Origin of the sequence: Polaribacter sp. IC066, assembly GCF_007997085.1 — a bacterium.
GTDB lineage: Bacteria > Bacteroidota > Bacteroidia > Flavobacteriales > Flavobacteriaceae > Polaribacter.
In genome coordinates this window covers 1-24,099 of sequence record NZ_VORR01000036.1, presented here as the reverse complement: position 1 = coordinate 24,099, position 24,099 = coordinate 1, and the positions used below count along the sequence as shown (strand labels likewise).

Sequence of the window (24,099 nt, the reverse complement as noted above, 5' to 3'; positions counted from 1 at the left end):
ATGAAAAAAATATTTTTTTTATTACTCATAGTTGCAAACTCTTTACTGGGTCAAAACACAGAACAACTTTTTAAGGAAGCCAATGATTTATATAAAAACGAGAAAATTGAAGAGGCTATTGAATTATATAAAAAAATAGAAGCTCAAGGAATGCTTTCGTCTGAATTATACTATAATTTGGGCAATTCTTATTATAAATTAAATAAGGTAGGCCCATCTATCTACTATTATGAAAAAGCTTTAAAAAATAATCCTTTAAACGAAGATGTAAAAAATAATTTAGTTTTTGCAAAACGTTTAGCGTTAGATAATATTGAAGAAATACCTAAAACAGTATTTCAGAAGTTTCATGAAAATTGGTTACAAAAACTCTCTTATAATCAATGGGCAATTGTAATTATTATTTGCTCTTTTTTAGGAAGTTTATTGTTTTTACTTTTCTATTTTGCAGATTCTCCATCAAAAAAGCGCTTTTATTTTATCACCAGTATTTTTAGTTTTATACTTTTAATCTTCTCTTTTTTAATTACTTATAATCAATATACTTTTTCCAAGAACAATAAGGTAGCCATTGTTTTTGCAGAAAAAACTGCCGTAAGAAACGCGCCAACTTTAAATTCTGAAGAAGTATTTACCTTGCATGAAGGCACTAAAGTTGTGGTTTTAGATCTTGTAGACGACTGGAAAAAAATTAAACTAGCAGATGGCAAATTAGGATGGATTATTGCTGAAGAGATTAAAGAACTTTAAAAAAAACCAACCAATTACCTAACCAATTATCCGTAAAATAAGACTTAAAATACCGTTTTAAGTCTTATTCTCTCTCTTAATACTTTAAATTACTTTAGAGTTTTCGGCTATTGATTAAATTCCTTGTATCTTAGTATCTTGAAAAACTCAAATAGTACGATAAACATTTTTTCTATATTTATTTTTGCGAATAGAAGGTACAAAGCCGCTGTTATTTACTAGCACAATACCTAGTATTGTATCCATAACAAATAGGCCCTCTTTTTAATATAGGATTCAATAGTACAAACAAGTGAGTTTTTACTTAAACCTTTAAAATCTTGTCACTTTTATCGTGACAAGAAAAAAAAATCAACCAATCAATTATGAAAAATTTTTTTTCTAACCTTAAAGGCGATGCCTTTGGTGGAATTACTGCTGGTATCGTAGCACTGCCTTTAGCTTTGGCTTTCGGAGTCTCTTCTGGTTTAGGACCGAGCGCTGGTTTATACGGTGCTATTTTTATTAGTTTTTTTGCCGCACTTTTTGGCGGAACTAGTACGCAAATATCTGGACCAACAGCACCAATGACCGCCGTAAGTATGATTGTTATTGCGGGTATTATTGCCGCTAATGATGGCGATGTTACCAAAGCTTTACCAGCCATTTTAACTGTTTTTTTATTGGCAGGATTATTCCAAATTGGTTTTGGTCTCATGGGTTTGGGAAAATATATTAGATATATTCCATATCCTGTTGTTTCTGGTTTTATGACAGCTATTGGGGTTATTATTTTACTAACTCAAATACTGCCTTCTTTAGGCTATTACCCAAAAGAAGATATAGAATTTGTGAATCAATTTAAGCCTCAAGCCGAAGAAGTAATTCTAAAAAACATATTGAAAGAAGAAGCTGGCGAAAAGATTTTAGTTTTAGAAAATTTTGCAGAAACCATTCAAAGAGCAAAGAAAATTACACCCGGAGACATTCAATTAGAATCTGAAATATTAGCTTCTAAAAGTGCCGCTGGTACCATTGGTGCCCTAAGGGTTTTGCCAAGAGCTTTGCAAAATATTAATTGGCTAGAATTACTATTAGCTTTGGGTACTGTATTTATTATTTATGGTTTTAAAAGAATTACAACGGCAGTCCCCAGTACTTTAGTCGCCTTAATTGTCATGTCTGGAATTGCCGTCGGCTTCGGGCTCGATTATAGAGCTATACAAGAAATTCCTGGAGGAATCCCGATCCCTAAATGGGAAATATTTACTGGGTTTAGTTTTTCTAGTATTACTCCTTACATCTTTACGGCATTAACATTATCCCTTTTAGGAGCTATCGATTCTTTATTGACCAGTGTTGTTGCAGATAATATGACGAAGACCAAACACAAACCTAATAAAGAATTAGTGGGGCAAGGAATCGGAAATAGTATTGCCGCAATATTTGGTGGTATCCCGGGAGCCGGCGCTACGATAAGAACGGTGGTAAATATCAATGCTGGTGGTAAAACAAAACTTTCAGGAATGATTGCAGGTATCATGCTGTTAATCGTTATGTTATTATTAGGCCCTATCGCCTCAAAAATTCCCGCGGCCGTTTTAGCAGGTATTTTAATTACGGTAGGTATTGGTGTAATGGATTATAAAGGTTTAAAGGCAATTCCGTATTTACCAAAAGACTTAAAAATTGGTTTTCTAAAAGTAAGTTCAGAAGTTTTAATTATGTTGATCGTTTTAGGACTTTCTACTTTTTGGGATCTAATTTACGCAGTAGGCATCGGTCTTATCATTGCCTCTTTAATGTTCATGAAAAAAATTGGAGATTTAACTGCTAAAAGAAGTCTCGTTACAATTTTAGACGAAGAATCTTGGCCCGATGAAAAAGGTTTTCCGAATACTTTAAAACAAGAAGTATTTATAAAGCACATAAAAGGACCTTTATTCTTTGGCTCTACCAGCGATTTTCAGCGCTTATCTCAACAAATACCAGAAACCGCGAATATTGTTATTATTCGTTTAGGAAGAATGCAATATATGGATCAATCTGGTTTGTATGCCATGGAGGATATGTTGTTAGATTTAAAAGCAAAAAACATTGAGGTTTTATTTGTAAACCTATTGCATCAACCTAGATATATGATGGAACGTATTGATATTATTCCAGATTTTATACCCACTGAACACATCTTTAAAACCTTCGATGAATGTGTTATATGGGTACAACAAAATATAAAAGACAAATCTTAAAAAAACAAAATATCATGAAAAACACCTATTACCATCAGTTATTACAAAACAACAAAGACTGGGTTAAGAAAAAAATTGACCAAGATCCCACCTTTTTCGAAGAACTCTCTAAAGGTCAGAAACCACCCGTTTTATGGATTGGCTGCGCAGATAGCCGAGTACCCGCAAATCAAATAACAGGAACCTTTCCTGGAGAAATGTTTGTACATAGAAATATTGCGAATATGGTAGTTCATACCGATATGAATATGTTAAGCGTATTAGACTACGCTGTAAATTCTTTGCAAGTAAAACATGTTATTGTTTGCGGTCATTATGGCTGCGGTGGTGTACAAGCTGCCATGCAAAACAAATCTTTAGGGTTGATCAATAAATGGATTAGAAACATTAAAGAAGTTTATAAAAACAATATTACAGAATTAAGAAACATTAAAGATGATCAAAAGCGTTTTGACAGGTTAGTAGAATTAAACGTAAAAGCACAGGTGTATGATTTAGCAAAAACATCGATCATACAGCAAGCTTGGATAGATGATACTGGATTAGAAATTCACGGTTGGGTATATGGTTTAAATGACGGTATTATTAAAGATTTAAAAGTATCTATGGATAGTACGGCACATTTAGATGATATTTTTACCCTAGATTTAGAAAAGAAGTAACACCAAAATAATTCATATATTTTTAGTTTTAAAAAGAAAACCACCTTTATTTAAGGTGGTTTTTGTAAATCTTTTTTCTTTAGTTAAAAGTTTTAACTAATCCAATTCCTAATCCTCTTAAAGTATCCCCATTTGTGTCAAACTGAAAACTTGCTATTAAGTTTAAAGATACAGTATTAAATAATGTAAGGTTGTAAATTAAATTACTTTCCAAACCAGCAGCTATAGTTTCTGATGGTCTAAATTGTTCAAAATAAATAACAGGTAAAGGTAATTCTGTTATCGGCGGATATAAAATTGTACTTACATCAGGTATCGAAGTACTTTGATATCTAATAAATGGTATTAGTCTAACATTAAATTTATGTTTTTTAATTTTAATCAAATTATAATCTAGTCCAAATCCTAATTGTATACCAGATGTTGTATATAAAATAGAACCATCAATGTCTTTTCCATTCAAATTATATATCAATTCGTTTTTACCTTGATGAGTAGATCCTCCTATAGTAATTAAATAGCTTAAATTTTTTTTAATTGGTTTAATGTAATTACTAGAAAAACTAATTCCATTTAAATCGCCAGTACCATGTCTACTTGACAAAATATTTAACTCAAGTTGAAGATTTTCTTGAGAAAATAAAAACGTACTATATAAAAAAAATGAAAAGAAAAAAAAATTTTTACTTTCGTTTAAAATTTGAATAGGAAATACCATAAATTTGATTTAAATTATCCCTAAACTGAACAATTGATTGACCTAAAGTTTCGTCACGTTTTCCAACAGTATATGAAACTGAAGTAGAAGGACAGCCAGTACAAGGGGCAGGAAATGATTGAGATATTGTTATTGAGCGTCCTCTATCTCTTTCAACCCATGCTTAAATCATAAAATTACCAATATTTGAAGTATTCCAATTTGCTATAAAATCATTATAATCTACCCATTTATTATTTTAAAAATGTTTTCTTTTTGTCCTTCCGAATGCTTATTCTTTAATTTTTGCACCTGTAGCTGAAAAAACAATATATTTAATCTCAAATTTACCATTAAACCAAGGTTCAACAGCACCTCTGTCTGTGATTTGAATTATTCCACCATATTCAGCTCTCCCCTCTAATCTTGTTAAACTTGTATTTGGACGAGTACCTCCACTATTTGGGTTTTCATCGACAAATTTAACAAGTTTTTGATTTAAAAATTCAGCTTCTCCAATAACCCAAACATCATTATCCCAAGCATAATCCTCATCAATAACTTCTTCGTAATTTAAATTACCATTTAATAAAGTATACCCTGAACATGTCATATCATTAACATCATACTCATCTTTAAAGACAATTATTGTATCTTCTGTAGCATCATTATTCTTATTCATTAATCTTTATTCTCCTCAATATTTGGTTCATCTAAAGATTTAATAGAAGATACAAAAATAATAGCGTCGTAAGGTGTTATATTTTTATTTTCAAGGTATTAGAAAGAGAAATAACCAGTTTATAAAAATTTATATACTTTTAAAGAAATAGTGTTTTTTTTTAATAAATCTTATTTTTTTATTCATTACTGTTCGGTAAAAATTTTCTGAATATAGGTTTTAGTAATTTAAGTAACAGATTAGAGTAGTTTTAGAATATGACACCTTACTAAAACTCTAAAAACTATTTTCAATTTTGTTATCAGCTATAAAAATCAATTAGTTCTAATATTCAAATATTTACGAATTAACTCTTGCATCTTATATCTTGAAGCAAAGCGATCTTAAGTTTTTGTCGGATGTTAATGTTTTTTATTTTCAAAAATTCATAATTTGAATCTAGTTTTAGTGTTTAAGTAATAATTTTGCAATTTTGTTTTTTTAGTTTGTGTAGATTCTCAAATTTACAATTCTGTATTTTCAAAATTCCCACATGGTATTTTATGAGTTAGAGAATGGTTGAACAATTTAAAATTTCTTTTTTTTCTAAAATTGAAAAGTTTCCATAGTTAGCGCCGCACATTTAGATGATATTTTTACCCTAGATTTAGAAAAAAACAACAATAGGCACAAACAAAAACCATCAAAAAAGAATATTTTGATGGTTTTTACTTTTTTTATAAAAGCATATCTTACTTTAGAATAATTGTACAACTGCGTAATATATAGGCATACCGATTGTAATATTAAAAGGAAACGTAATTCCTAAAGCCATAGGTATATAAATACCAGGATCTGCCCTTGGTTCTGCTAATTTCATTGTTGCTGGCACAGCAATATAAGAAGCACCAGCCGCAAGAATTGCGAAAAGGAATCTATTCCCTTCACTTTCTGTTAAGAAACCGCTAACATATGCTACCACCATACCGTTAAAAAGTGGCACCATAATTCCGAAAAAGAATAAAAATAATCCATGTTTTCTAAATTCTTTAATTCTATTTGCCGTAACCATACCCATTTCTAATAGAAATAAGGATAAAAAACCTTTAAAAATATCGGTTGTAAAAGGCTCTATTCCTCTTGCTTGAGATGCATCTGCAATTAAACCAATAACCAAACTACCTGTGAGCATTAGTACACTACCACTTGTAAGCGAGTGTTTTAAAATACCTCCTATAGATTTTTTCTCTTTTTTAGTACTATCATTTAACATAATTAAAATAACCCCAACAACAATTGCCGGAGATTCCATAATTGCCATAATAGCAACCATATGTCCGCCAAAAGATACCCCTTGATTTTCTAAAAAAGATACCGCAGTTACAAAAGTAACCGCACTTACAGAACCGTATGCCGCCGCTATTGCCCCTGCATTTGGTGTTCCTATTTTTCTTTTTAAAATGTAAAAAGTATATAATGGAACAATTACAGATAAACCGATTGCGAATAAAATGGAATATATAATTTCGGTATTAAATTCGCTGTGAGACAATTCTTGTCCGCCTTTAAAACCAATAGCAAATAATAAGTAGAGCGAAATAAATTTAGAAGATGATTCAGGAATCTTTAAATCACTTTTTACGAGAGAGGCGATAATCCCTAAAACAAAAAATAACAACACTGGGTTTGTTAAATTACTGATTAATACATCTACACTCATTTTTCTGTTTTTTAACGCATCTAATCTATATGCAATAGTTCATATATTTTTATTTAAATTTGTTATGCAAATCATAAACATTTTTAATGAACTTTACTTTACATCAACTAAAGGTTTTTATCACTATTGTAGAAAACAAAAGTATTACTAAAGCAGCTATTGAATTGAATATGACCCAACCGGCAGCATCCATTCAACTAAAAAATTTTCAAGATCAATTTGATATTCCTTTGTCTGAAATTATAGGAAGACAATTTTATGTGACAGATTTTGGCAAAGAAATTTATCAAATTGCAGAAGAAATTTTAAATAAAACAGAAACCATACAGTATAAAACAGAGGCTTTTAAAGGTTTACTATCGGGTAAGTTAAAAATATCTGTGGTTTCTACAGGCAATTACGTAATGCCTTATTTCTTAAATGGTTTTCTAAAAAAACATCCTAAAGTAGAATTAGTTTTAGATGTATCTAACAAAACAACCGTTATTAAAGATTTAGAAAAAAACTTGGTAGATTTTTCTTTGGTAACCGTAATTCCTAATCATTTAGATTTGGAAGAATTACCAATTATGGATAATCATTTGGTTTTAGTAGCATCCAAAGAAAACAAAATAATTGCTCAAAAAAGTAAGGATACTTCCATTTTTAATAAAATACCTTTAATTTTTAGAGAAGAAGGCTCTGGCACCAGACATACCATGCAATTATTTTTTAAACAAGAAAAAATTGCGCCTAAAATAAAAGTAGAATTAACCTCTAACGAAGCTATTAAGCAAGCAGTTATTGCAGATATTGGTGTTTCTATTGTGTCTTTATTAAGTATTAAAAACGAATTATTACAAAACGAACTTAAAATTATACCAGCAAAAGGGTTGCCTCTAAAATCTGTTTGGAAACTAATTTACCTAAAAAAGAAAGCATTATCTCCGGTAGCAAAAGCCTTTTTAGAATATGTAGCTACAGAAAAAGAGAATGTTTATAAAAATTATTTTAATTGGATGGATAAAATAAAATACTAAATTATTTTGGCAATTCTATGGTTGTTTTGCCGTCTTTATCTTCTCTAATTATTGATGGAAATAATTCAGGTGCAATCTTTTTTATAGGATGATATAAGGTAGATGTATCTAACATTTCTGCTGTTATAAACGGAATTGTATTGTTTACTCGGTTAAAAAAGATTAAAATTATACTTAGAATTAACGCAATTTTTAAAACACCAAAAACACCGCCTAGCACTTTATTTAGCAATCCTAACGCTGTAATATCTGCTATCTTAGTTAGTATTTTACCTATAAAAAGTATTAAAAGTACCACTACTAAAAATGTAATTACAAAAGCAACAATTTTGTTGGTTTGGTCAGACCACTCTACAAAAGTAGAATTCACTAAATAAAATTCTACATAGTTCGCATAGTGAATAGCAACATAAACCCCCACTACTACCGCTACTAAAGAAGCAATTTCAGAAAAAAGACCATTCATAATTCCTCTTACAAAAGCCAAAAGAAGCAATACAATAATTACAATATCAAAAACATTCATTAAAGATAATTTCTGTAAACCTACATCTTTTTTTTAAAATTTAAAAATGCAGATTGTATCTTTGCTCTCTAAAGCTATTTTATGACAAAAGTGACCAATTTAAAAGAAAAATGGGAGTATTTGATTACCAAATTAACCGATGATTTTTCTGAAGCAGAAGAATTAAATGTAGACGGAATTCTATATTTAATTGGCGTTCAAGAATTAGGGCAAGGGTATAGAGAGTTTAAAAAAGACGAAAAAATGAATCTAATGCATATTGCTATTTGCAAATTGCTAGAACCTTATGGTTATTATGAGTTCGATTTTTTTGATGATGATGGCTGGCCGCATTATAAAACAATTACAGAGTTACCAAACTTAAAGCCCGGTGAACAAACGGTTCTAATGAAAGAAGCTATTGTTGCTTATTTTGAGTTTTTAGAGTATTTTGAAGATTAAGTAACACGCAGCTTTCTAATCATTGTAGCTAATAACTTCGGATAAAAACGCTTGGCATAAACACCTAATTTTTCTTTTGCACCCGCAATATAAATTTCTTCCCTTTTATTTTGAATCGCTTTGGGCATAAGCTTTGCAAAACGTGCTGGCTGAATTCCATTTTTTGTAGCCTCGTCTAATGTTTCTTGTGGCGTGCCGTTTGCTGCTAATGCATTTATAGAAACATTCGTATTCACAAAACCCGGACAAACTAAAGTTACTGCGATATGATCTTGATGGTGTTCTGCTCGCAAACTATCAAAAAAACCATGTAAAGCGTGTTTGCTAGCAGCATAACTAGAGCGCAACGGAGTGCCAATTTTACCAACAATACTTGTGCTTACCACAAAATGACCCTTTTTATTTTCCATAAAATGTAGTAAAACCGCTTTCGTTAAAGCAACGGTTCTTAAATAATTAATATCCATAATTCATTTATCAACAACAATAGCAGTCTCTTTGATAAAGGAGCGCTGACTAATACCAGCGTTATTTACTAAAATATCAATCTTACCAAAAAGAGCAATCGCCTCATCAACCTTAAACCTAAAGTTTGTATAAACTTCTAAATCTAATGTGATAATTTTTACAAAATAAGGATTCTTACACTGTCTTTTAACCAACTCTAAATTTTCTCTTTTTCTTGAAGATAAAATCAACTTTGCATTTTGACTAGACAACTCAATAGCTAAGGCTCTTCCGATGCCAGAAGAAGCGCCAGTAATCCATATTATTTTATCAGAAAAACCCATCGCTATATATTTTAACGATACAATATACCTATTTTAAAGCAGAAATAGTATTTTTGGTATACTTGTTGAAAACAGCACGTTGATAACAATTAAATTGATCTAAAATGATGAAAAACATACTAGCTTTTGTACTTTTAATATCTACTATTTCGCAGGCGCAACACACTGTAAAAGGATCAATGAGTCCGAAACTAGAAAGCGATTGGGTTATTTTATACAAGCTAGAAGGCACAAAGCAAGTTTTTGTAAACAACACCACCATAAAAACAGATTCTATTATCGTAAACGGAAAAAAACAAGTTGTTGGTAGCTTTGAGATAAAATTACCTGCTACGGCAAAACCTGGCAGCTATAGAGCCACATACCGTTTAGAAGAAGCTGGTTTTGTAGACTTCTTTTACAATAAAGAAAATGTTTCCTTTATTTTTAATCCGAATTATCCTCAAGAAGCAATTGCTTTTCAAGAATCTACAGAAAATAAACTGTATACTGCGTACATGAAAGATGTTTCTATGGCGCAACAACGACTAGATTCTATTCAAGTAGCTGTTTTACAAGACCCAACACTAGACTTAAAAGCATATTACCTAAAAGTATATAAAGAGGTAGATTCCGTTCAAAATACATATGTTCAAAAGACTAAAAATAAATATATTGCTCCGTTTGTAAAGGCTAGCGCTCGAATTAATCCGCCAGAAATTTTATCTTCTGTTAACGAATACCTTTCTAATATTAAAAATACTTTTTTTAATACTTTAGACTTCTCTAATAAAGCGTTGATGAATTCTTCATTTTTAAGCAATAGAATTTTAGATTATGTGTTTTATATTAATTTTTCTGATGATGAAGAACAGCAACAAATTTTATATAAAAAATCTATAGAAACCATACTTTCTAAAATTCAAAATGTTTCTTACAAAAGAGACATTATTCAGTTTTTAATAGAAAATTTTGAAATTTCTAAAAATTTAGAAATTATCGATTATTTATTTGAAAATCATTATAATAAGCTGCCAGAAAATTTACAAAACAAACAATTTATAGCAGAAAAATTAGCGCTTTTTTCTGCTGAAATTGGCAGAGTAGCGCCAGATTTTTCTTGGAATGAAAATGGCAAAACCTTAAAATTATCTGCTTTAAATGATGCCGAAAATTATGTTTTAGTTTTTTGGAGCACAAGTTGCTCTCACTGTTTGCGAGAAATTCCTGAATTGCACAGCTATATGAAAAACAAAACCGCTATGAAAGTCATTGGCTTTGCTTTAGAAAATGATGCATCTGTTTGGAGCAACTATAAGAATGAAAAGTTACTTGGTTGGCATAACGTTTTAGGTTTAAAAAAATGGAAAAATGAAACTGCAAGAACCTATCAAATTAACTCCACACCCACTTATTTTATATTAGATAAGAACAAAAAAATTATTTCGAAACCTACTGAATTTAAAGATCTAGTAGCATTTATAGATACAATGTAAATTTTACAGTGTGCAAACGTTGTTACTTTTTGGTTTTTTTTAATGCGCTTATAACAATCCCAATCAACACCAATAATGCCCCAAAAAACTGAACTAAAGTTAAGCGCTCATTCAAAAAAAATGAAGCTAGTATAATTGTTGATATGGGTCCGATACCCGCAACAATTGCAAAATTAGAAGAGCTAATAATTTTTATAGAAGCACTTATTAAGAACGAAGGAATAACAGTGGCAAAAACTGCTATTAAAGCTCCTAAAACATATACCTGCCACTGTAAATTAAACAAATCTGTTTCTCCGATAAAACTAAAGTGTACAAATACACAAACACAAGAAACTAACATGGTATATGCTGTAAATTTTACAACGCCAAACTTGGGTATTAACCAACCACTTCCTACTAAAAAAAAGGCATAGGTTATTGCGCTTAAGAGTATAAAAAATCCGCCTAAATACGCATTACTTCCAGAAACCTCAACTTCACTAGAAAAAGCAATTATAATGCCTATGTAAGACAAACAAATAGCAATAGCTTGAATTTTTGTAACAGGCTGTTTTAAAAAAAATCTATTTAATAAAATTACAATTGTTGGGTATACAAATAAGATAATACGCTCTAAACTTGCTGTGATATACGTTAATCCTACAAAATCAAAATAACTAGCTAAATAATAACCTATTACCCCAAACAAAACAATCCAATAATACTCTTTTTTAGTTGTTTTAACCTCTTTCTTTTCGTTTCGATACAAATACGCAATAACCAAATAAAATGGAAAAGAAAATAACATTCTTAAAAGGAGCATTGTAATTGCATCTACTTTATAATTGTAAGCCAGTTTAATCATAACCGCTTTTGAAGAAAAAAGAATAACTCCTAAAATTCCTAAAAAAATACCGAGCCAAAACCTCTTTGCTACCATAAAACTAAGGTAAACTTTAGAATGACAATTCTATAATTTCTTTCTTTTTAATTACGATGTTCTATCCAAAAAAAGAAGGTTTAAAAATGCAAAAAAGCATCTTCTAAATGTTCAATTTTAGTTTCATTATTTTGAAAAAGAACCGCAATAACATCAAAACGAACCTCCACATTTAAATCTCGTTGCACCACATAATAATCGATGGCAGAAAGCAATAGTTGTATCTTTTTAGGGGTGATAAAATCTTGCGGATCCCCAAAATAATCAGAGCTTCTGGTTTTTACTTCCACCACAGCTAAAACATTATTTTTTTGAGCAATAATATCTACCTCTGCTTTTAAATAACGATAGTTTTTTTCAAGGATTTTATAACCGCTTTTAATTAATAAATCGACTGCTAATTTTTCACCTTTTTTACCAAGCTCGTTGTGGTCTGCCATAACTAGACTTTAAATAATTGTTTTTGATACTGCACTTTTTGTTTGCACTCTTTACCCTTCTAAAATTCTAATTTACAAATAAATTACAACTTCAAATTATTTATCGAAATAACTTTAGTTTATAGATGCAGCATTTCTATTTTAAAATAACCGTTTCAGAACGCTATTTAGAAATAAATTACCGCAATATTTCAAATAAAAAAAGAAAAAAATGTAATTATACCATTTTTTTTCATCTCTTAAAAGCGGAATCTTTATCTTTGTTGTATGACGCAAATTACCTTAATCTGTTTATTTGAATATAAAGGTTTTAAAAATAAATGGAATGCTTTTGTTAGGATGGGTAGACCACCAATTTCTTTAAAGAACACAAACGGATTAACTTTTTTTAAACCACTAGGAACAGGAAGTGGCAACGGTTTTTCTATAAAACCAGATTTTTCTACTTTTGGTTTTATTGCCGTTTTTGATTCTGAAGAGCAGGCTAAAAATTTCACAAACTCAACGGTTATTGAACGATACAAACAAACTTCCTTAAATTATAGTGTTGTGTTTATGAAAAACATTAAAAGTCATGGTGAATGGAGCAAACAAAATCCGTTTAAAAGTAGCACAGAATTAGATAAAAGTAAACCTTTGGCGGTCATTACAAGAGCTACGATTAAACCTAAATTAGCCTATACATTTTGGAAAAATGTACCAGCCGTCTCTAAATCTATGGATGCTTATAAAGAATTATTGTACTCTAAAGGAATTGGAGAATTCCCGCTATTAATGCAAGCTACTTTTTCAATTTGGTCTTCTGCAGATGCCATGTTTAACTATGCGTACAGCAACCCGAAACATTCAGAAATGGTTAAAAAAACAAGAGAACTTAATTGGTATTCAGAAGAATTATTTGCCCGTTTTGAGCCCTATCATACCGAAGGAAATTTAATCTCTAATTTTCTTTAAAATTAATAGAATACGCTGCATCGCCGATTTTCACATCAACATTTCGACCAAAAATTAACGCTCTGTTATCTGCTTCATGTCCTGCTGGAAAATTAAACAAAACAGGAACTTCTGCTGGCACAACATCTAAAATTAATTGTTCTATAGAACTTCCCCACTGTGTAGAATTCTTCTTAACTAAAGAGATATTGCCCACAATTACAGCGTTTACGTTTGTAAAATAACCTGCACGCTTTAAGCTTTGCAACATTCTGTCTATGGAGTATTTATATTCGCCAATTTCTTCGATAAATAATATTTTATTTTCTGTGTTTAACTCACTTTCAGAGCCCAACATAGACGTTAAAATTGATAAATTTCCACCAATAAGTTGCCCTTCAATTTCTTTGGATGAAAAAGTTCTATTATATTTTGAGGATGCAACCGTATAAGAAAGTGCCTCACCAAAAAGCGATTTTTTAAATGATGAAATCGTATTCATAATTTCTTCTGGTTTCTGCTCTAAACTCGTCGCCATCATTCCATGAATGGTTTCCACTCCTAAATTATAAATATGATTATGAAATGCAGTAATATCAGAATACCCAATAACCCATTTAGGATGTCTTTTAAACTCTGCGAAATCTAACTTATCTAAAATTCTAACAGAACCATATCCGCCTCTTGCCGCCCAAATTGCTTTGATGTTTTTATTGTCTAAAGCCTCTTGAAAATCTTGACAGCGTTCATCATCTGTCCCTGCAAAATGATTGTTTTGATTATACATATTTTTACCCAAAACCACTTTTAAGCCCCAACTCTCCGCTAGCTTTTTTGCTTTTTGTATCGTAGCTTGTCTGCCTTTTAAAATTCCGGCAGGCGCAACAATTGCAATGGTATCGCCAATTTTTAAATACGGTGGCGTTGTTAATTTTTGTTGTGCATTTGTAAACGTAAAACTCATCAACAATAAAAAAGAAACTATTTTACTTTTCATCAATCTAATTTAAAATTTGATCAAAAATAGTGATATAATTTCTATTTTGTGTTTATCCTGAAAATTTGTAAATTTATAAAAACACAAGGTTATGAAAAACACCGTTGAAGAGCCCGTTTTAGATTATGGAAAAGAATACACCTATGCAGATTATTTACAATGGAGATTTAAAGAGCGTGTTGAAATTTTAAAAGGAAAAGTATTTAAAATGTCTCCTGCTCCTGCAAGACTTCATCAAGAGGCATCTAGTAAATTAAGTAGAATTTTTCTAAATCATTTTCACAAATCAGCTTGTAAAGTTTATGCTGCTCCTTTTGATGTTCGTTTAATTGATAAAAGAAAAAACTCTATAAAAGATGAAGATATTATCACCGTTTTTCAACCAGATTTATGTGTTATTTGTGACCCCAAAAAACTAGATAAAAGAGGTTGTATTGGTTCTCCTGATTTAATTATTGAAATTTTATCGCCAAGTAACTCCAATAGAGAAATGAAAAATAAATATGAATTATACGAAGAAAATGGTGTAAAAGAATATTGGATTGTAGATTATGTTTACAAAACCATTCATCGCTATTTTTTACAAGGTGATACGTATATTGGCCTAAAACCACTTATTGCAGAAGAAACTGCAACGAGTCGTATTTTTCCTGATTTATCATTTACAGTGGGTGAAGTTTTTGAAGATTAATTTAAAACTATTGATTCGCGATAAACCAAAGAAAAGCGCTTTGATTTTAGAGCCAACAGCCAAGACGAGATGATAAATAACATAAAATCAGATAAAAAACAAGTGTAATCCCTTTATTTTAGAGTACTTTATTTACTTATACTATTTTTAATCGGACACTAATGATTTAAGAAAATCATTCTTAATCCGTATATATTTTATGCCAACCTAACCCGAACGTTACTCCTACACCAACATAAGATCTTTTAGCAACATTTCCATAAAGTTTAATACCTATAGACCTGCCAAATGACGTTGGTTTACCAACAGGAATTAAACCATAAAAAAATCTAAATCTTTTCTTTTCGGATTTAAACCAACTAATTCCTGCTTCTAAAGGAAATCCTATAAAAGTTTCTCTTGTCTTAAAATCTCCGTTTATATCTTTATTAATATTATAAGAAATTCCGCCAGAAAAATGGTAGGCCAATCCGTCTTCTACATAACGTTTTCCATAAAGTGCCGCATACTCCGTTGTTCTATTGCTTACCACAGAAACCGGAAACATATAAAACCATTCAATTTTATCGATGCTTATAGTTTGTAAAGTTCTAAATGTAAATAAATCATTTTTTAATTGATAATTTATATTTACACCGACAGTAAGCGCCGTTTTACCAGTATTTGAATAACCAATAAGAGCATCTCCAAAAACAATTGGGTTCTCTTTTACTGAGGAAGCATCTTGCTTTTCTTGCGCACTTGTTGTTATAAAAATCATCAAAAACAGAAAGGTAAATAGGATTATTTTCTTCAAAATTTATCTTGACTATTGGTTCTAAAAATCTAATACTCTTACTTCTGTAAATGTATTAATTTTCAATGGTTTTTAAAACTCGGTTTTTTGTACTTTTGCACTTTATAAATCAGTCTCTAAACTAATAAGGAAAATTCGATGAATACTCCAAAAAGATATACAATTACAGCAGCTTTACCCTATACAAATGGCCCAATTCATATTGGTCATTTAGCAGGTGTTTATGTTCCCGCAGATATTTACGCACGTTATTTGCGTTTGAAAGGCAAAGATGTTGCCTATATTTCTGGTTCTGATGAACACGGTGTTGCCATACCAATGAGAGCTAAAAAAGAAGGTATTTCACCCCAAGCTATTATTGATAAATACCACAAAATTATCAAAAAATCTTTTGAAGATTTCGGAATTTCTTTTGATAATTACTCAAGAACTTCATCAAAAATCCATCACGAAACTGCTTCAGCGTTTTTTACAAAAATGTACAATGATGGCGAGTTTATAGAAGAAGTTTCAGCACAATTATACGATGCTGAAGCAAATCAGTTTTTAGCAGACCGTTTTGTAGTAGGTACTTGCCCAAAATGTGGCTTTGAAGAAAGTTATGGCGATCAATGTGAAAACTGCGGAACAAGTCATAACGCAAATGATTTAATCAACCCAAAATCTGCTATTACAGGCAATGTGCCCACTGTTAAAGAAACCAAACATTGGTTTTTACCTTTAGATAGACACGAAGATTTTTTACGTGAATGGATTTTAGAAGGACATAAAAAGGATTGGAAACCCAACGTGTACGGACAAGTAAAAAGTTGGATTGATGACGGTTTGCGACCAAGAGCAGTAACAAGAGATTTAGATTGGGGAATTCCTGTTCCTTTAAAAGATGCCAAAGGAAAAGTTTTATATGTTTGGTTTGATGCGCCCATTGGCTACATTTCAGCGACCAAAGAATGGGCTGCAAAAGAAGGAAAAAACTGGGAAGATTACTGGAAAAAAGACGATACAAAACTGGTTCATTTCATAGGGAAAGACAATATTGTTTTTCACTGTATTATTTTTCCGGCGATGTTAAAAGCACACGGAGATTATATTTTACCAGATAATGTGCCTGCAAATGAGTTCTTAAATTTAGAAGGTAATAAATTATCGACTTCTAAAAATTGGGCAGTTTGGTTGCATGAGTATTTAGAAGAATTCCCGAATCAGCAAGATGTTTTGCGTTATACCTTAACGGCAAATGCACCAGAAAATAAAGACAATGATTTTACTTGGAAAGATTTTCAAGCAAAAAACAACAACGAACTGGTTGCTATTTTCGGTAATTTTATAAACAGAGTTGTTGTTTTAACGAATAAGTATTATTCAGGACTTGTGCCAGAACCTAACAATTTCACAGAAGCCGATGAAGATGTTTTAACGGCAGTAAAAGAGTTTCCAAATGTGATTGGAAAATCTATTGAAAGATACCGATTTAGAGAAGCAAGCCAAGAGTTAATGAATTTAGCAAGACTTGGAAACAAGTATTTAGCAGATGAAGAGCCTTGGAAAGTTATTAAGCTTGACGAAGAACGCGTAAAAACAATTATGTTTGTTGCCTTGCAAATTTCTGCAGCTTTAGCTGTTTTATCGAAACCGTTTTTGCCTTTTACTTCAACTAAATTAAAAGGAATTCTTAATATCATTCCAAACGATAATGAGGAATCTCCTTCTTGGGACAATGTATCCGAAAAAGATATTTTACTTCCTGCAAAGCATCAAATAAACAAAGCAGCGTTGTTATTCTCTAAAATTGAAGATAAAACTATTGAAGCTCAAATTGAAAAGTTACAGGCTACAAAAATTGCCAATGCGCAAGAAAAGAAAGTCACAGCACCTCAAAAAGAAATCATAGATTTTGAAGATTTCACAAAATTAGACATCCGTATTGGAACAATTTTAGAAGCCGAAAAAGTAGCAAAAACTAAAAAATTACTAAAATTAAAGGTTGATGTTGGTATTGATATAAGAACCATTGTTTCTGGCATTGCCGAAAGTTTTTCTCCAGAAGATATTATTGGTCAGCAGGTTTCTGTATTGGTTAATTTAGCGCCAAGAAAAATACGTGGTGTAGAAAGTAACGGAATGATTTTAATGACAGATACTCCTGACGGGAAGTTAGCTTTTATGGAACCTGGAAAAGAGGTTAAAAACGGACAAGAAATTAGTTAGTATATTTACAGTATGTATTATAGAAGAAAGGTTTTATTATCAATGCTTCAAGTCTTTGAAAACAGACTTGATAAAATTCAGTTGCAAAAATTATTGTTTTTGCATAGCAGGTATGATACAAAAAAGAGAACATACGATTTTGTTCCATATAAATATGGATGTTATTCTTTTCAAGCTAATGCTGATTTAAAAACTTTAAAAAAGTACGGAATTGTTGATGAAACAAAAAATTATTGGTCTAAAATCGATGAAACAAACTATTTAGCTCAATTAAATAGTGATGATAAAAAAATTGTTTCAGACTTCGCTATAATTTATAAAAATAAAAGCAGCAGAGATTTAATAAAGCTAACCTACAATAGATATCCATATTTTGCAATTAACAGTATAATTGCAGAAAAGCATCTTTCAAAACAAGAATTAAAAAAAATTAATGATATAAAATTTGAAGAAAACGAAACTACACTTTTTACGATAGGCTATGAAGGGATTTCTTTTGAACATTATTTAAATAAACTGATAAGAAATAATATTAAAGTTTTATGTGATGTCAGAAAAAATGCTTTAAGTATGAAGTACGGATTTAGTAAAAATCAGCTAAAAACAGCCTGTGAAAGTTTAGGAATTATTTATATCCATATTCCTGAAGTTGGTATAAATTCAGATAAAAGAAAAGAGTTGAATTGCCAAAAAGATTATGATTTACTCTTTGATGAGTATAAAACAAATAATTTAACACAAACGGTTAATTATCAAAAAGAAATTCTTAATTTGCTTAAAAAAAATAAAAGAATTGCATTAACTTGCTTTGAAGCTGATAACTGCCAATGTCATAGAACACATTTAGCAGAAGCTGTATCGGAATTAAAAGAGTTTAAATATGTAATTGAGCATTTATAACTTATGCCAATAAAGAAAATTTTAATTACTGTTACTACCTACCCTTTACCTTCTCGCAGTTATGATGAATTAGTTTGTACTGCCGGGATTTTAGAAGATGGATCTTGGATAAGAATTTATCCAATTCCTTTAAGTTTTCTGAATCAAGTAAAACAAGATATTGGTTTTAAAAAATATACTTGGATTGAACTTGATGTTGAAAAAAGAACTTCAAGTGATTTTAGACCTGAAAGCTATTCTCCGAATAATTATAACATAAAAATTTTAAAAACTATTGACACAAAAAATTATTGGCAAGAGAGAAAAAAATTTTGTTTAAATAATGTCTACATCAATAAAACTAAATTAATCGGTGATTCTCAAAATCCTACTAACGTTTCTTTGGCTACTTTTAGACCTACTAAAATTATAGATTTCATTATTGAAGATGACGAAAGGGAATGGAAGGACGAGTGGAAAGAATTGAGAAAACAAACAGATTTATTTGCAGATATAGATAGTGATCCAGAAAAAATAATCCCAAAAGTACCTTATAAATTCTATTATGTATTTGAAGATGATGAGGGAATTTCGAGTAAGTTAATGATTGAAGATTGGGAAATTTTTGAATTATATAAAAATTGCTTAAAAAGAACAAACAATGAAAAAGAAGCCATAAAACAGGTTAGAGAAAAATATTTTGTTTCCTTTATAGAAAAGAACGATATCTTTTTATTTTTGGGAACAACCATGCAATGGCATAGGCGAAGATCTCGTAATCCTTTTGTAATTATTGGTGTTTTCTACCCACTAAAAAAACAACAATTTACTTTATGGTAATAGAGTTGATGATCCCTTGTTTCCGGCATTGCCGAATGTTTTTCTCCAGAAGATATTATTGGTCAGCAGGTTTCTGTATTGGTTAATTTAGCGCCAAGAAAAATACGTGGTGTAGAAAGTAATGGTATGATTTTAATGACAGATACTCCTGACGGGAAGTTAGCTTTTATGGAACCTGGAAAAGCGGTTAAAAACGGACAAGAAGTTAGTTAGAAAAATAAAAACATCGTAGCTAAGTATAAAGACTTTTTTATAAAAACAAACTATCAATATTTCTCTAAAGAATTTAATTTTAAAAAATTTACTGAATAGTAATGCATCTATGCTAAAAATTGCATCTCATCCTATATATCAACATCCTTTGAAAGAAGGGCATCGTTTTCCGATGGAAAAATACGACCTTTTACCGCAACAATTGCGCTATGAAGGCACCTGTGTTGAAGAGAATTTCTTTGAACCAGAAATACCGAATAATAAACACTTTTTTACGGTTCATGATCCTGAATATTTTTTTGATTTACTAAACATCACCTTAAATCAAAAAGCGGCTAGAAAAATAGGTTTTCCTCTATCTGAAGTTTTAATAGAGCGAGAAATGGTGATTGCAGACGGCACTATGAAAGCCTCTGAATTTGCATTAAAAAACGGAATAGCCATGAACATTGCCGGTGGTACACATCATGCTTTTTCAAATCGTGGTGAAGCTTTTTGCATGTTAAACGATCAAGCAATTGGTGCAAAATATATACAAAACAAAAGTTTGGTTGGTAAAATACTGATTGTAGATTTAGATGTGCATCAAGGAAACGGAACGGCTGAAATTTTTAGAAATGACCCTACCGTTTTTACTTTTTCTATGCACGGAAAAAGCAATTATCCGTTTGTCAAAGAAAAATCTGATTTAGATATTGCATTAGAAAATGACACAAAAGATGAAGCATATTTATCGATCTTAAAAGACATCCTTCCAAAACTTATCAACCAAGAAAAACCCGATTTTATTTATTATTTGTGTGGCGTAGATGTTCTTGAGACTGATAAATTAGGAAAACTTGCTTTAACTATTAATGGCTGTAAAGAACGCGACAGATTCGTTTTACAAACCTGTTTTGATTATAAAATTCCCGTAATGTGCTCTATGGGTGGCGGTTACTCTAAAGATGTAAATATTATTGTAAATGCGCACGCAAATACCTTTCGAGTAGCGCAAGAAATTTATTTTTAAATTGCAATAAACTTATAAAATACCTTAAAAATAAATCGAATTTTTAGCAAAAAAGAGTTTTCTTTATAATTATTATTATTTTTCGGAATTAATGTTGATAATAATTCAATAAACTAAACTATGCATAAGAACCTCCTTCAACCTCTAAAAAAAATTATTGCCTTTACGCTATTATTGTCAGTGTATCAAACAACTGTAAGTCAAGCCAGTTTTAAAGAAAAGAATATTAATACTGTTTATAACGCATACACCAAACCATTTCAAGAAGTAATTTATACGCATTTAAATAAATCTAATTTTATAAAAGGAGAGTTTATTGGTTTTACTACCTATGCTTTTAACAAAAAAAAAAAACGCTTTCTAATAATACTATAAACTTATATTGTGTTGTTTCTGACCTAAACAATAATACCATTAAAGAACAACTTATAAAAGTAGAAAACGGAATTGCCAATGGGGCTATTAAAATTGACGCAGCTTTTAAAAGTGGCACTTACATTTTTAAGGCGTACACCAATTGGCTACTTAATTTTTCTGAACATAATTATTTTACCGATACTTTTGAAGTTATAGACCCTAATGACTCTAAAACAAACATTAATAACACTGAAAAAGGGTTTGAAATAGATGCTCAAATTTTGCCTGAAAGTGGCCATATAATTGCCAATGTTATGAATACTATGGGCATTATTGTAAAGGATCAATTTGGATATGGGGCACCAAATTTAAAAGGCAAAATTATAGATGAAAACAAAAAAATAATCACTTCATTTCAATTAAATAAACTTGGTATTGGTCGGTTTTCATTTATGCCAAAAGTAAACGCAAATTACACAGCAATTATTAATAATAATGGCAAAGAAATTAAAATAAGTTTTATTGATACGATAAAAACAGCAGGCGTTTTATTAAAAGTTGCCCGAAATGAAACGCATGCTTTAGTCTCATTAGCCACGAATAAATCTTCAATTACTGATATTAAAAATAAAAAATTAAAATTAGTTTTTCATGATGGTTTTAAGCTTCAAACAATCGATTTAGAATTTGAGAGTACATTGAGTATCACTAAAAAAATACCTTTTAAAAATTTACCAAAAGGAATAACTATTTTTACATTGTTCGATGCCTATAATAATACCTTGGCAGAAAGATTGTTTTTTAATTATGAAGGTTTAAAAATTATTAAGAGCACTATTACTTCTAGTAACAAAAATGATAGCTTAATAAACGTACATCTTAAGTATAGCAAAGAAAACACTGTTGGCTTCAATAATATTAGCGTTACTGCGTTACCTCAAAAAACAAAATCGTATCAAAAAAACGCAAATATTATTTCGCAGACACTTATACAACCCTATATAAGAGGGGTTATAGAAAATGGTGGCTATTATTTTACAAATATTAACGCACAAAAAAAATATGATTTAGATAATTTACTAATTACACAGGGTTGGAGTAGTTATAATTGGTACACTATATTTAAAGCTAATAATAGTTTAGAACATCAACAAGAAAAAGGAATATCTATAAAAGTCAATATTCCTAAAATAGAAAAAGAAAGCACATATTTAGTGCATAATGTATCAAATAAACCACCTCAATCTATTGAATTTAAAGAAGCGGTACAATCTTTTCAAATGTATCAATACTATCCTCAAAATAAAGAAAATCTTTATATTTCTAAAGTTGGTAAAAAAGGTGGATTATTTCAACCAACGCTCTACGTGCAATATTTTCCTAGCAATGTACCTAATTTAAATAAACCGTTTAAAATTATAAATCCTTCTAAAAATTATTTTTCCCAAGAGGTTTTTACGCTAGCAAATAACTTTGAAAACTTAAATAAAATACAAGTTTTAGATGAAATTATAATTACTGCAAACCTTGAAGAGAAGAGAATTGAATCCATTAAAAATAAGTCATTTGGTCGTATTTATCTTATTGATGAGTTTGATAGAAATCAAACACTTGCTAATTTTTTAAGTGGCAAATCTGGTTTATCTGCTCGTGATAATTTTAAAACTAATAAATTTGAGGTTTATAACAGAACGGCAGATGGTGTTCCATTGATGATATTAGATGGTTATCAAGTAGCGAATGACCAATTATTCTATTATTGGTTAGATGTTGTAGATTATATTGAAGTTAATTCAACAACATCTATTGGTTTTGCTTCTGGTCGCGGTGGCACTATAAATATTGTTACAGACCCTTTTAAATTTAGTAAAAAAAGGAGTACTGTAAGAAAATTTGAGTTTCCTTTAACCTTTAGCAAGCCAGAAAAGTTTTATGTACCAAAATACCAAAGTTATACGAATCAATTTTATAAAGAATATGGTGTTGTAGATTGGCTACCTCTTAATAAAATTGATGAAAATGGTCATTTAGAACTCAACATTGCAAACGCACCTTTAAACAATATAAAACTTTTTATTGAAGGAGTTACTGAAGACGGAACCTTCATTTTTGAAGAAAAGACAATACAAATCAAATAGATTCTTAATAAATTAGTCCCTATTTATGTTGCTTTAAAGAGTTTTTATTAAAAGACATTCTTTAAGCTACTAAACTTGAATATATCTAGCAAAACATTAAGATTTTCCCCAAGACTATCAGTTTTAAATTTGCTAAAAGAACTCTTACTTTGGCAAGTTTTCTATTTCAAGTAACTTCATTAGCGCTATAACATTTTCGGAGACACGTTTTATGGTAATTTTATGTGCAAATTTTATTATTTTAAAACTTTAAGCATAATGTTTAATTTTATTTTATAGAAATATCTAGCATTAAAAAAAACATAGCTAAATTTTACTTTTATACTTTTTAAGCACGACATATAAAACACCCCAAATCATAAAAATAAACCTGAAAATTTTCTTTTTTCTAACGTTTTTTATGTCTTAAATAAATTTATATCTAAAATATTATTTAAATTAATTCTAAATAGTTATTTAATTTCATTCTAAATAGCTACTTTTACACGGAATTAAAAATTTAGTAACTATTCAGCCTAGATTTCAAAAAAGAGCTAGTTATTAACAATTCTATCCTTGCTTTTAGGAAAAAGAACTTTCTTGTTAACATTTGTTAGTTACTAGGTAACAATTACATGTTTGATTTTTAGTGCTTTTAAATTGTGTTTGTTTCCTTTGTATCAAAGCATTATAAATTGAACTCCGACAAAAAACGTATTGCAGA

The 24,099-nt window shown here is 30.1% G+C and carries 22 protein-coding genes and 2 pseudogenes; 15 read left to right on the top strand and 9 right to left on the bottom strand.

What is annotated here, in order from left to right; genetic code table 11:
• The 3 genes from ES044_RS12510 (at position 1) to can (ending at position 3,640) form a co-directional block, all read left to right on the top strand.
• Entirely contained in the window at positions 1 to 750 is a 750-nt protein-coding gene (locus tag ES044_RS12510) for a tetratricopeptide repeat protein (protein WP_147117999.1), read from the top strand.
• Between the two features lie 365 nt (positions 751 to 1,115).
• Positions 1,116 to 2,978 carry a SulP family inorganic anion transporter gene (locus tag ES044_RS12505; protein ID WP_147118000.1) on the top strand — a complete coding sequence of 621 codons (1,863 nt, stop codon included), beginning with the start codon at positions 1,116 to 1,118 and terminating at the stop codon, positions 2,976 to 2,978.
• 14 nt (positions 2,979 to 2,992) lie between these two features.
• Positions 2,993 to 3,640 carry a carbonate dehydratase gene (gene can / locus ES044_RS12500; protein ID WP_147118001.1) on the top strand — a complete coding sequence of 216 codons (648 nt, stop codon included), beginning with the start codon at positions 2,993 to 2,995 and terminating at the stop codon, positions 3,638 to 3,640.
• Between the two features lie 79 nt (positions 3,641 to 3,719).
• Here the strand turns inward: can and ES044_RS12495 are convergent, their stop codons facing one another.
• The 3 genes from ES044_RS12495 to ES044_RS12485 all read right to left on the bottom strand — a co-directional run bounded on the left by ES044_RS12495 (position 3,720) and on the right by ES044_RS12485 (position 6,718).
• Positions 3,720 to 4,244: a hypothetical protein gene (locus ES044_RS12495; RefSeq protein ID WP_147118002.1), complete on the bottom strand. Its 525-nt coding sequence runs from the start codon at positions 4,242 to 4,244 to the stop codon at positions 3,720 to 3,722.
• A 385-nt stretch (positions 4,245 to 4,629) separates the two neighbouring features.
• On the bottom strand, positions 4,630 to 5,019 hold the full coding sequence (locus ES044_RS12490) for a hypothetical protein (RefSeq protein WP_147118003.1): 390 nt from the start codon (positions 5,017 to 5,019) through the stop codon (positions 4,630 to 4,632).
• 736 nt (positions 5,020 to 5,755) lie between these two features.
• Entirely contained in the window at positions 5,756 to 6,718 is a 963-nt protein-coding gene (locus ES044_RS12485) for a sodium-dependent bicarbonate transport family permease (protein ID WP_147118004.1), read from the bottom strand.
• A gap of 86 nt (positions 6,719 to 6,804) precedes the next feature.
• Here ES044_RS12485 and ES044_RS12480 point away from each other — a divergent pair, with 86 nt between their 5' ends.
• Positions 6,805 to 7,737 (top strand): LysR family transcriptional regulator, encoded by a 933-nt coding sequence (locus ES044_RS12480; RefSeq protein ID WP_147118005.1) that lies wholly within the window; start codon positions 6,805 to 6,807, stop codon positions 7,735 to 7,737.
• Position 7,738: 1 nt separating this feature from the next.
• Here the strand turns inward: ES044_RS12480 and ES044_RS12475 are convergent, their stop codons facing one another.
• Positions 7,739 to 8,263, bottom strand: a complete 525-nt coding sequence (locus ES044_RS12475; RefSeq protein WP_147118006.1) for a CvpA family protein — start codon at positions 8,261 to 8,263, stop codon at positions 7,739 to 7,741.
• 81 nt (positions 8,264 to 8,344) lie between these two features.
• Between ES044_RS12475 and ES044_RS12470 the strand changes: the two genes are divergently transcribed.
• The gene (locus ES044_RS12470) at positions 8,345 to 8,704 is read left to right on the top strand and encodes a hypothetical protein (protein ID WP_147118007.1); all 360 of its coding nucleotides are present in this window, start codon (positions 8,345 to 8,347) and stop codon (positions 8,702 to 8,704) included.
• On the opposite strand, the pseudogene ES044_RS12465 reads toward ES044_RS12470, so the two are convergent.
• Positions 8,701 to 9,495 (bottom strand): annotated as a pseudogene (locus ES044_RS12465) (SDR family oxidoreductase). The gene ES044_RS12470 and the pseudogene ES044_RS12465 sit on opposite strands and share 4 nt — an antisense overlap.
• A 107-nt stretch (positions 9,496 to 9,602) precedes the next feature.
• On the opposite strand from ES044_RS12465, the gene ES044_RS12460 reads away from it, so the two are divergent.
• A complete protein-coding gene (locus ES044_RS12460) occupies positions 9,603 to 10,970 on the top strand; it encodes a TlpA family protein disulfide reductase (RefSeq protein ID WP_223269108.1) in 1,368 nt (455 codons plus the stop codon).
• A 22-nt stretch (positions 10,971 to 10,992) separates the two neighbouring features.
• On the opposite strand, the gene ES044_RS12455 is transcribed toward ES044_RS12460, so the two are convergent.
• Together ES044_RS12455 and ES044_RS12450 are read right to left on the bottom strand one after the other, a co-directional pair.
• Positions 10,993 to 11,892 carry a DMT family transporter gene (locus ES044_RS12455; protein ID WP_147118009.1) on the bottom strand — a complete coding sequence of 300 codons (900 nt, stop codon included), beginning with the start codon at positions 11,890 to 11,892 and terminating at the stop codon, positions 10,993 to 10,995.
• Between the two features lie 80 nt (positions 11,893 to 11,972).
• Positions 11,973 to 12,332, bottom strand: coding sequence for a YraN family protein (locus ES044_RS12450; protein ID WP_147118010.1), 360 nt, complete (start codon positions 12,330 to 12,332; stop codon positions 11,973 to 11,975).
• Positions 12,333 to 12,599: 267 nt separating this feature from the next.
• On the opposite strand from ES044_RS12450, the gene ES044_RS12445 reads away from it, so the two are divergent.
• Positions 12,600 to 13,286 carry a hypothetical protein gene (locus tag ES044_RS12445; protein WP_147118011.1) on the top strand — a complete coding sequence of 229 codons (687 nt, stop codon included), beginning with the start codon at positions 12,600 to 12,602 and terminating at the stop codon, positions 13,284 to 13,286.
• Here ES044_RS12445 and ES044_RS12440 read toward each other — a convergent pair.
• Positions 13,273 to 14,262, bottom strand: coding sequence for an LD-carboxypeptidase (locus ES044_RS12440; RefSeq protein ID WP_147118012.1), 990 nt, complete (start codon positions 14,260 to 14,262; stop codon positions 13,273 to 13,275). The genes ES044_RS12445 and ES044_RS12440 overlap by 14 nt on opposite strands.
• 91 nt (positions 14,263 to 14,353) lie before the next feature.
• On the opposite strand from ES044_RS12440, the gene ES044_RS12435 reads away from it, so the two are divergent.
• On the top strand, positions 14,354 to 14,953 hold the full coding sequence (locus tag ES044_RS12435; RefSeq protein ID WP_147118013.1) for a Uma2 family endonuclease: 600 nt from the start codon (positions 14,354 to 14,356) through the stop codon (positions 14,951 to 14,953).
• Positions 14,954 to 15,134: 181 nt separating this feature from the next.
• On the opposite strand, the gene ES044_RS12430 is transcribed toward ES044_RS12435, so the two are convergent.
• Positions 15,135 to 15,713 (bottom strand): hypothetical protein, encoded by a 579-nt coding sequence (locus tag ES044_RS12430; protein ID WP_147118014.1) that lies wholly within the window; start codon positions 15,711 to 15,713, stop codon positions 15,135 to 15,137.
• A gap of 174 nt (positions 15,714 to 15,887) precedes the next feature.
• On the opposite strand from ES044_RS12430, the gene metG reads away from it, so the two are divergent.
• The 7 genes and pseudogenes from metG (at position 15,888) to ES044_RS12395 (ending at position 23,396) form a co-directional block, all read left to right on the top strand.
• Complete coding sequence (gene metG / locus ES044_RS12425; protein WP_147118015.1) at positions 15,888 to 17,957, top strand: methionine--tRNA ligase; 2,070 nt, start codon at positions 15,888 to 15,890, stop codon at positions 17,955 to 17,957.
• A 12-nt stretch (positions 17,958 to 17,969) separates the two neighbouring features.
• Entirely contained in the window at positions 17,970 to 18,857 is an 888-nt protein-coding gene (locus ES044_RS12420; RefSeq protein ID WP_147118016.1) for a DUF488 family protein, read from the top strand.
• Positions 18,858 to 18,860: 3 nt separating this feature from the next.
• Positions 18,861 to 19,676 (top strand): hypothetical protein, encoded by an 816-nt coding sequence (locus ES044_RS12415; protein ID WP_147118017.1) that lies wholly within the window; start codon positions 18,861 to 18,863, stop codon positions 19,674 to 19,676.
• 12 nt (positions 19,677 to 19,688) lie between these two features.
• Positions 19,689 to 19,889 (top strand): annotated as a pseudogene (locus ES044_RS12410) (hypothetical protein); the annotation flags it as partial.
• Between the two features lie 109 nt (positions 19,890 to 19,998).
• Complete coding sequence (locus ES044_RS12405; RefSeq protein ID WP_147118019.1) at positions 19,999 to 20,901, top strand: histone deacetylase; 903 nt, start codon at positions 19,999 to 20,001, stop codon at positions 20,899 to 20,901.
• A gap of 120 nt (positions 20,902 to 21,021) precedes the next feature.
• Positions 21,022 to 21,276, top strand: coding sequence for a hypothetical protein (locus tag ES044_RS12400; protein WP_147118020.1), 255 nt, complete (start codon positions 21,022 to 21,024; stop codon positions 21,274 to 21,276).
• Positions 21,277 to 21,572: 296 nt separating this feature from the next.
• Complete coding sequence (locus tag ES044_RS12395; RefSeq protein WP_147118021.1) at positions 21,573 to 23,396, top strand: hypothetical protein; 1,824 nt, start codon at positions 21,573 to 21,575, stop codon at positions 23,394 to 23,396.
• Positions 23,397 to 24,099 lie beyond the last annotated feature (703 nt).

What these genes read in the sequence shown, in the direction of transcription:
- metG (WP_147118015.1), top strand. Translation starts at nt 15,888, where the DNA reads ATGAATACTCCAAAAAGATATACAATTACAGCAGCTTTACCCTATACA.
- ES044_RS12455 (WP_147118009.1), bottom strand. Translation starts at nt 11,892, where the DNA reads ATGGTAGCAAAGAGGTTTTGGCTCGGTATTTTTTTAGGAATTTTAGGA.
- can (WP_147118001.1), top strand. Translation starts at nt 2,993, where the DNA reads ATGAAAAACACCTATTACCATCAGTTATTACAAAACAACAAAGACTGG.
- ES044_RS12400 (WP_147118020.1), top strand. Translation starts at nt 21,022, where the DNA reads ATGCATAAGAACCTCCTTCAACCTCTAAAAAAAATTATTGCCTTTACG.
- ES044_RS12420 (WP_147118016.1), top strand. Translation starts at nt 17,970, where the DNA reads ATGTATTATAGAAGAAAGGTTTTATTATCAATGCTTCAAGTCTTTGAA.
- ES044_RS12460 (WP_223269108.1), top strand. Translation starts at nt 9,603, where the DNA reads ATGAAAAACATACTAGCTTTTGTACTTTTAATATCTACTATTTCGCAG.
- ES044_RS12395 (WP_147118021.1), top strand. Translation starts at nt 21,573, where the DNA reads ATGAATACTATGGGCATTATTGTAAAGGATCAATTTGGATATGGGGCA.
- ES044_RS12485 (WP_147118004.1), bottom strand. Translation starts at nt 6,718, where the DNA reads ATGAGTGTAGATGTATTAATCAGTAATTTAACAAACCCAGTGTTGTTA.
- ES044_RS12470 (WP_147118007.1), top strand. Translation starts at nt 8,345, where the DNA reads ATGACAAAAGTGACCAATTTAAAAGAAAAATGGGAGTATTTGATTACC.
- ES044_RS12435 (WP_147118013.1), top strand. Translation starts at nt 14,354, where the DNA reads ATGAAAAACACCGTTGAAGAGCCCGTTTTAGATTATGGAAAAGAATAC.
- ES044_RS12430 (WP_147118014.1), bottom strand. Translation starts at nt 15,713, where the DNA reads ATGATTTTTATAACAACAAGTGCGCAAGAAAAGCAAGATGCTTCCTCA.
- ES044_RS12405 (WP_147118019.1), top strand. Translation starts at nt 19,999, where the DNA reads ATGCTAAAAATTGCATCTCATCCTATATATCAACATCCTTTGAAAGAA.
- ES044_RS12490 (WP_147118003.1), bottom strand. Translation starts at nt 5,019, where the DNA reads ATGAATAAGAATAATGATGCTACAGAAGATACAATAATTGTCTTTAAA.
- ES044_RS12450 (WP_147118010.1), bottom strand. Translation starts at nt 12,332, where the DNA reads ATGGCAGACCACAACGAGCTTGGTAAAAAAGGTGAAAAATTAGCAGTC.
- ES044_RS12480 (WP_147118005.1), top strand. Translation starts at nt 6,805, where the DNA reads ATGAACTTTACTTTACATCAACTAAAGGTTTTTATCACTATTGTAGAA.
- ES044_RS12510 (WP_147117999.1), top strand. Translation starts at nt 1, where the DNA reads ATGAAAAAAATATTTTTTTTATTACTCATAGTTGCAAACTCTTTACTG.
- ES044_RS12505 (WP_147118000.1), top strand. Translation starts at nt 1,116, where the DNA reads ATGAAAAATTTTTTTTCTAACCTTAAAGGCGATGCCTTTGGTGGAATT.
- ES044_RS12475 (WP_147118006.1), bottom strand. Translation starts at nt 8,263, where the DNA reads ATGAATGTTTTTGATATTGTAATTATTGTATTGCTTCTTTTGGCTTTT.
- ES044_RS12415 (WP_147118017.1), top strand. Translation starts at nt 18,861, where the DNA reads ATGCCAATAAAGAAAATTTTAATTACTGTTACTACCTACCCTTTACCT.
- ES044_RS12445 (WP_147118011.1), top strand. Translation starts at nt 12,600, where the DNA reads ATGACGCAAATTACCTTAATCTGTTTATTTGAATATAAAGGTTTTAAA.
- ES044_RS12440 (WP_147118012.1), bottom strand. Translation starts at nt 14,262, where the DNA reads ATGAAAAGTAAAATAGTTTCTTTTTTATTGTTGATGAGTTTTACGTTT.